The organism is Planomonospora algeriensis, from assembly GCF_977012225.1.
In genome coordinates, this window is sequence record NZ_CDRNDK010000370.1 from 1 (window position 1) to 6392 (window position 6392).

Genomic DNA, 6392 nt, shown 5'->3' on the forward strand with positions numbered 1-6392 from the left:
TCGGCGGCGGTGGTGGCCAGCAGCATGCTCTCGGTGATCTCCAGGGTCAGCGCGTTCTCCGGCAGCTCGTAACGGGCCAGGACGTCCAGGACCGTGTCCCGGAACGCGCGCTCGCGCAGCTGCCGCCCGGAGACGTTGACGGTCATCGCGATGCCGTACCGCTCGTGCCAGCGCTGCGCGTCGGCGCAGGCCTGGTTCAGGACCCAGCGGCCGATCTCGACGATCAGCCCGGTGTCCTCGGCGACGGGGATGAACACGTCCGGCGGGATGGGCCGGCCGCCGGCCGGGGTCCAGCGCAGCAGGGCCTCCACCGCGTAGATCGTGCCGGAGGTCAGGTCCACGACGGGCTGGTAGGCCAGGGTGAACTCCTCCCGGGCCAGCGCCTGGCGCAGCCCGACGGCGAGCTCCGCGTGGTGCAGGCGCCGGGCGCGCAGCTCGCTGTCGAAGACGACGATCTGGTTCTTGCCGGAGGCCTTGGCCTCGTACAGGGCCAGGTCGGCGTCGCGCAGGGCGTCGGACGCGGTGGCGACGGCGGTGCCGGTCAGGACGCCGATGCTGGTGGTCAGGTACAGCTCGCGGCCGTCGACCAGGTAGGGGGCCCGCACGGTCTCCAGCATCCGCTGGGCCACGGCCATGGCCTCGCCGGTCTCCGCGCGGGGCAGGAGGATGGCGAACTCGTCGCCGCCGAGCCGGGCCAGGATGTGTTCGCCGTCGACCAGCTCGCGGAGCCGGTGGGCTGCGACGGTGAGCACCTCGTCGCCCACCGGGTGGCCGTAGGTGTCGTTGACGTCCTTGAAGGCGTCCAGGTCCAGCAGGAGCAGCGCCGGATGGGGGGCGTCGGGAGCGGCGGCGTGCGCGGTGATGACGGTGTGCAGGGCCTCGCCCAGCAGGGTGCGGTTGCCCAGCCCGGTCAGCGGGTCGTGCGAGGCGCGGTGGGACAGGCTGCGCTGCAGGGCGTCCTGCCGGTGCAGGGCGACGCGCAGGTCGGCCGCCTGCGCCAGGCTCACGCGCACGACGGTGCTCAGCCGCAGCATCAGCAGTACGGCCAGCAGCACGGTCAGCAGCGTGACCGCCCGGTTGCCGTGGGGGTCCACGGCCGTCCCGGTGCCCGTGACCACCGGGACCACCACGGAGAGCAGCGGGCTGAGCACCGTCAGCGCCAGCGCCAGCGCCAGGAGCACGGTCACCCGCGTCCGGCTGAAGGGGGCGGGCTCCTGCTCCCGGTTCGCGGCGGCCATGCTGGGGTGCAGCATGGCCGCGCCGGTCAGGACCGCCCAGCCCAGCCAGCAGGCCGTGGAGACGGCCCCGTACACCTCGTTGGAGGTCTGGTTCAGCAGGTAGACGATGTCGGAGAAGAACATGGCGGCGTAGGAGGCGCTCAGCAGGCCCAGCCCCGGCACGCGTCCGCCGTCCAGGGCCAGGCGGATCACGAGCCCGATGATGAACAGGTCGATGGCCGGCAGCGCCAGCGTGAAGACCAGGTCGGTGTCGATGTGCACGGCCCGGTCGGCGGCCGGGCCGATGAGCAGCGTCCAGAGCGGCATGGCCACGCCGACGGTGATGACGCCGGCGTCCAGCAGCGCCGCCCAGCGCGGACCGGCGGTCCGCAGGCTCATCATGACCAGCGCGGTCAGCGCCAGGCCGTAGGCGACGAGTGTGCTGATCTGGTAGGCGCTCAGCAGCAGGGGGCTCCTCAGCCAGACCCAGCCGACACCCCAGCCGAGGGCGCTCGCCAGCAGCGTGATCAGGAGACCGGCGCCTATCAGCCGCCACGGCCCCGAGCCGGTCAGCCCGTTCCGGCGCATCCCGGCCAGGACGGCCAGCGCGGAGGCCCCCGGCAGCAGCACCCAGGACAGCGTCCCCACCACCGGCGACGTGCTCGCCGCGAACGGGGCGGTCACGGCCGCCAGGCCTCCCAGCACGAGGAAGACCAGCCAGGCGTGCGGGCGGCCGGCAAGGCGGGAGCCGGTACGGGCTGCCGCGAAGAGGCTCTGCATCATGATCTCTCTGATGGCCTGCCGGGCGCTCCCGCCCGCGCGCCCGGACGGCGTGGCGGAAAGGGAGGTCGACAGCGGTTATGGGGTGGATGCGGGCCGGCCGGCGACGCGGGCCGGCTGGTTCTTCTTCTGTGGGGTCGGATACGCCCCCCATCGGTGCGCGGTCATCGGAGCTGACCGGAAGAAGGTGACGATCGGGTAAAGGATCGACCCGCTCCTGGGACGTCCTCCGAGGCGGTTCCCGGCGGTCCCTCCCCCGGGCCGCCCCCGGTCGCTCAGCTCCGCAGGCTCAGCGCGAGCCTGCGGGCGAGGCCGGTGTTGCGGCGGTGCCCGAGCCGGTGGACCGCCGTCTCCAGGGCCTCACGCTGGCCGACCAGGACCACCCACGACCGGGCCCGGGTGACGAGGGTGTAGAGCAGCCTGCGGCGCAGCATGACGCCGCCGGCCTCGGCGACGATCGGCGCGACCACGAAGGGGTACTCGCTGCCCTGGGAGCGGTGCACGCTGACGGCGTACGCGTGGGTCAGCTCGTCGAGCTCGCCGAAGCCGTACTGCACGCTCTCCCCCTCGTCGGTGCGGATCTCCAGGAGCCTGTCCTGCCGGACGACCCCGGTCACCGTCCCGGTCGTCCCGTTGAAGACGCCCTTGTCGTAGTTGTTGCGGACGGACATGACGCGGTCGCCGGTCCGGAAGACCGAGGCGCCCGACCAGTGCTCCTCCTTCCCCTCCCCGGCGGGTTGAGCCGCTCCTGGATCATCCGGCCGATCTCGACGGTCCCGGTCGCGCCCCTGCGCATCGGGCACAGGACCTGGACCTGGCCGGGGTCCACGTTCTGCTTGCGCGGGATCGCCGCCGTCGCCAGGTGGACCACCCGCTCGGCGACCTGGCCGGGGTCGTCGACCTCCTCGAACCAGAACCCCCTCCGGCCGGGGAGGTCGGGCACCCGTCCGGCCCGGATGCGGTGGGCGACCTGGATGATCCCGCTCTCCTCCGCCTGGCGGAAGACGTGCGTCAGCCGGATCCTCGGGACGGTCTCGACGCGCAGCAGGTCGGCCAGCACGTTGCCGGGCGCGATGCTCGGCAGCTGGTCGCCGTCGCCGACGATCAGCAGGTGGCTGCCGGAGGGGACGGCCGCGGCCAGGCGGGTGGCCAGGTGCAGGTCCAGCATGGAGGCCTCGTCGACCACGACCAGGTCGGCCTGGGCGGGCGTCTCGGTGAACAGCGTGCCGGGCTCCGGCTCGGGCCGGTGGGCCAGCATGCGGTGCACGGTCATGGCGGGCAGCCCGGTCAGCTCCGACAGCCGCTTGGCGGCCTTGCCCGTCGGGGCGGTCAGGGTCACCGTGCCGCCCGCCGCCCGCACCGCGGCCGCGACCGCCTTCACCGTGTGGCTCTTGCCGCATCCCGGGCCGCCGGTGAGGACGGACACGGTGCTGGTCAGCGCCATGGCCACGGCCGCCCGCTGGTCCTCGTGCAGCCCCGGGTCCTCCGGCCACGTGCGGGCGGGCAGCGTCGAGGGGGCCCGGCAGAGCCTGGTCAGGTGGGCCGTCAAGCCCACCTCGCGGCCGTGCACCTGCTTGGCGTACACCACGGTCTGGTCCGAGTCGTCGGGCGACGCCTCGACGACCACCCGGCGCTCGGCCCGCAGGGCGTCGACCGCCCGGCCGACGAGCTCCCGCTCCTGGCCGACCAGCTCGGCGGCCCTGCCGACCAGGACGTGCAGCGGCAGGTAGCAGTGCCCGTCGCGGGCGCCCGCGGTCTCCAGCGTGTCCAGGACCGCCGCGCCGATCCGCTCCGGGCTGTCCTCGGGGACGCCGGACCTCAGCGCGATCCGGTCGGCCGTGCCGAACGCGATCCCCCGGACCTGGCCGATGAGGCGGTACGGGTCGGAGGCGAGGACCTCGCCGGAGTCCGCGCCGTACACCTGGTAGAGCTTCGCCGCGAGCAGCGGGCTGACCCCGAATCCCTGCAGGACCGCCATCAGCGCGGCGATCTCCTTCTGCTCCTCCCAGGCCCGGGTGATCTGCTCCTGCCGGGCGGGCCCGATGTTGACGACCTCCTTGAGCCGCTCCGGCTCGGTGTCGATGACCTCCAGCGTCGCCTCCCCGAAGTGGCTGACGATGGCGTGGGCGAGCCGCGGCCCGATGCCGCGGATGAGGCCCGAGCCGAGGTAGATCCGGATCGCCCGGACGGTGGCCGGGGCCACCCGCTCGCAGCCGTCCACCGCGAAGTTCCTGCCGTGGCGCGGATGCTCGCCCCACGAGCCGACGAGCCGGAGCGACTCCCCGGGCTGGATCCCGGCCAGGGCCCGGCCGGAGGCGATGAAGTCCGGCACGCCCTCGGCGCTCATCCGCGCGACGGTGTATCCGTCTTCGCGGACGTACACCAGGTGTTCGACGGAAACGTCCACAGCAGGGATCCAACCGGATACGACCGACAGAAACCCGCAGGCGGGGCCCGTACGGCGCCCACCGTGCCCCGGGCGGCCCGCGGACGCGTTCCGGAGGACCTCCACAGCTCCCGGCCCGCCGCCGTCCCGCTCCGTTTCCGTACATGCACCCGGGGTAACCAGAGGGCATGCCCGACTGGGAAGCGATCTTCATGCCCGGCACGCCGCTCACCGAGATCTTCGTGCGCGGAACCGTGACGTTCCTCGCGCTGCTGGTCATGATGCGCGTCGCCGGGCAGCGCGAGTCGGGCGGCCTGGGGATCACGGACGTGCTGCTGATCGTCCTGGTCGCCGAGGCGGCGGCCGGGGGCCTGACCGGGGAGTCCCGCTCCGTCACCGACGGGATCCTGCTCGTCGCGACGATGCTGCTGTGGAGCGTCGTCGTCGACGCGGTCGCGTACCGCTGGCCGCACGCCGCCAAACTGCTGAAGGCGCGCCCGCGGCCGCTGATCGACGACGGCAGGGTGAACCCCAAGGTCATGCGCAGGGAGTTCATGACGCGCGAGGAGGTGCTCAGCCAGCTGCGGCTGCACGGCATCCAGGATCCGGCACAGGTGGAGCGCGCCTACCTGGAACCGAACGGGATGATCAGCGTGCTGCGCCGCGACCACGGCGAGACCGATCAGCCGGAGGAGCCCCCCTCCCGCGGCTGACGACCGCGTGCCCCCGGAGCCGGCGGCCGCCGGAATGCGAGCCGGCGCTCCGGTCTTCAGACCGGAGAGCGCGTCGAGGTGACGCGCCGGCACCGGGCGGGAGGCGCTCATGATCAGACTGGACCGCTTGATCAACGTCCTGGGCGGATACGGGGTACGGCTCTGCGGCCGGCCGCGGGCGCGCTCGGTGCAGCTGCGCAGCGTGGCGATGCCCGATCCGACCGACGACCAGGTCGCGGGCGACGTGCTGCTGGCGGTGGGAGCCGCGTCGGTGGCCGAGGCGGTGCGGTGGGCGGTGTCGGCCCGGGCCGCGGCGGTCCTGGTGCGCGCCGAGGCCGGCGCCGCCCACGAGGCCTTCTCCGCCGGGGAGAGCGAGGACGTGGCGGTGATGCTGGTCGATCCCGCGGTGTCGTGGAGCCAGCTCACCGGCGTCGTCTACGGGCTGGTGCTGGAGGGACGGGAGACCGAGTCGGGCCGCGGGCCGACGGACCTGTTCGCGCTGGCCGACAACCTGGCGGATGTGATCGGCGGCGCGGTGACCATCGAGGACCGGCTGTCGCGGGTGCTGGCGTACTCGCGCTCCCAGCAGGCGGGCGACCCGGCCCGGCTCGAGACGATCCTGGTGCGTCAGGTGCCGGACCGGTTGCGCGAGACGCTCCGGGCCCGGGGGGTGTTCGATCACCTGGCCTCGACGGACGAACCGGTGTTCGTGGCGCGGGACCCGCAGAACGGCCTGACCGGACGCATGGCGGTGGCGGTGCGGGCGGGCCGTGAGCTGCTGGGCTCGGTCTGGGTCACCTGCGACGGCCCGCTGACCGGGGCACGGCTCGGCGCCCTGACCGACGGCGCGCGCACGGTGGCGCTGCACCTGCTGCGCTCACGGGCGAGCGCGGATCTGGAGCGGCAGGTGGAGTCCGACCTGACCATCCGGCTGCTGGAGGGCGGCGCCGACGCCGAGACGGTGCTGAGCCAGCTGGGACTGGCCCCGGGCGCCATGCGGGTCATCGCGGTCCGCGCGCACACCGCCGCCGAGCGGCACGCCGCGCTCCTGCTGGCCTTCGAGCGGGCCACCACCGGTTTCGGCTGGTCCCGGCCGGACGCAGCACGCTGCTGGGCAACACGCTCTACACGGTCCTGCCCGGCGAGCGGGCGTCCGCGGCACGCGAGTGGGTGGCCGCGCTGCAGGCCGCGCTCCCGGCGCAGGTGCGCATCCTGGCCGGGATCGGCGCACCGGCCCAGGTCGCGGAGCTGCCGGCCGGCCGGCAGGAGGCCGACGAGTGCCTGGCGCTGCACGAG

The 6392-nt window shown here is 73.9% G+C and carries 4 protein-coding genes and 1 pseudogene; 2 read left to right on the forward strand and 3 right to left on the reverse strand.

Annotated features, from left to right (window positions below; genetic code table 11):
• From ACWJ6R_RS27705 to recD2, 3 genes and pseudogenes are all read right to left on the reverse strand, one after another.
• A partial coding sequence (locus ACWJ6R_RS27705) for a putative bifunctional diguanylate cyclase/phosphodiesterase (protein WP_449065047.1) occupies positions 1–2000 on the reverse strand: 2000 nt, incomplete at its 3' end.
• A 272-nt stretch (positions 2001–2272) separates the two neighbouring features.
• Positions 2273–2800, reverse strand: coding sequence for an ATP-binding domain-containing protein (locus tag ACWJ6R_RS27710; protein WP_449065048.1), 528 nt, complete (start codon positions 2798–2800; stop codon positions 2273–2275).
• Positions 2776–4344 (reverse strand): annotated as a pseudogene (gene recD2 / locus ACWJ6R_RS27715) (SF1B family DNA helicase RecD2); the annotation flags it as partial. The pseudogene recD2 and the gene ACWJ6R_RS27710, both read right to left, overlap by 25 nt.
• Positions 4345–4571: 227 nt before the next feature.
• Between recD2 and ACWJ6R_RS27720 the strand changes: the two are divergent.
• Entirely contained in the window at positions 4572–5096 is a 525-nt protein-coding gene (locus ACWJ6R_RS27720) for a DUF421 domain-containing protein (RefSeq protein WP_449065049.1), read from the forward strand.
• Positions 5097–5205: 109 nt separating this feature from the next.
• Positions 5206–6392, forward strand: a 1187-nt coding sequence (locus tag ACWJ6R_RS27725; RefSeq protein WP_449065050.1) for a PucR family transcriptional regulator, incomplete at its 3' end; no start/stop codon positions are given.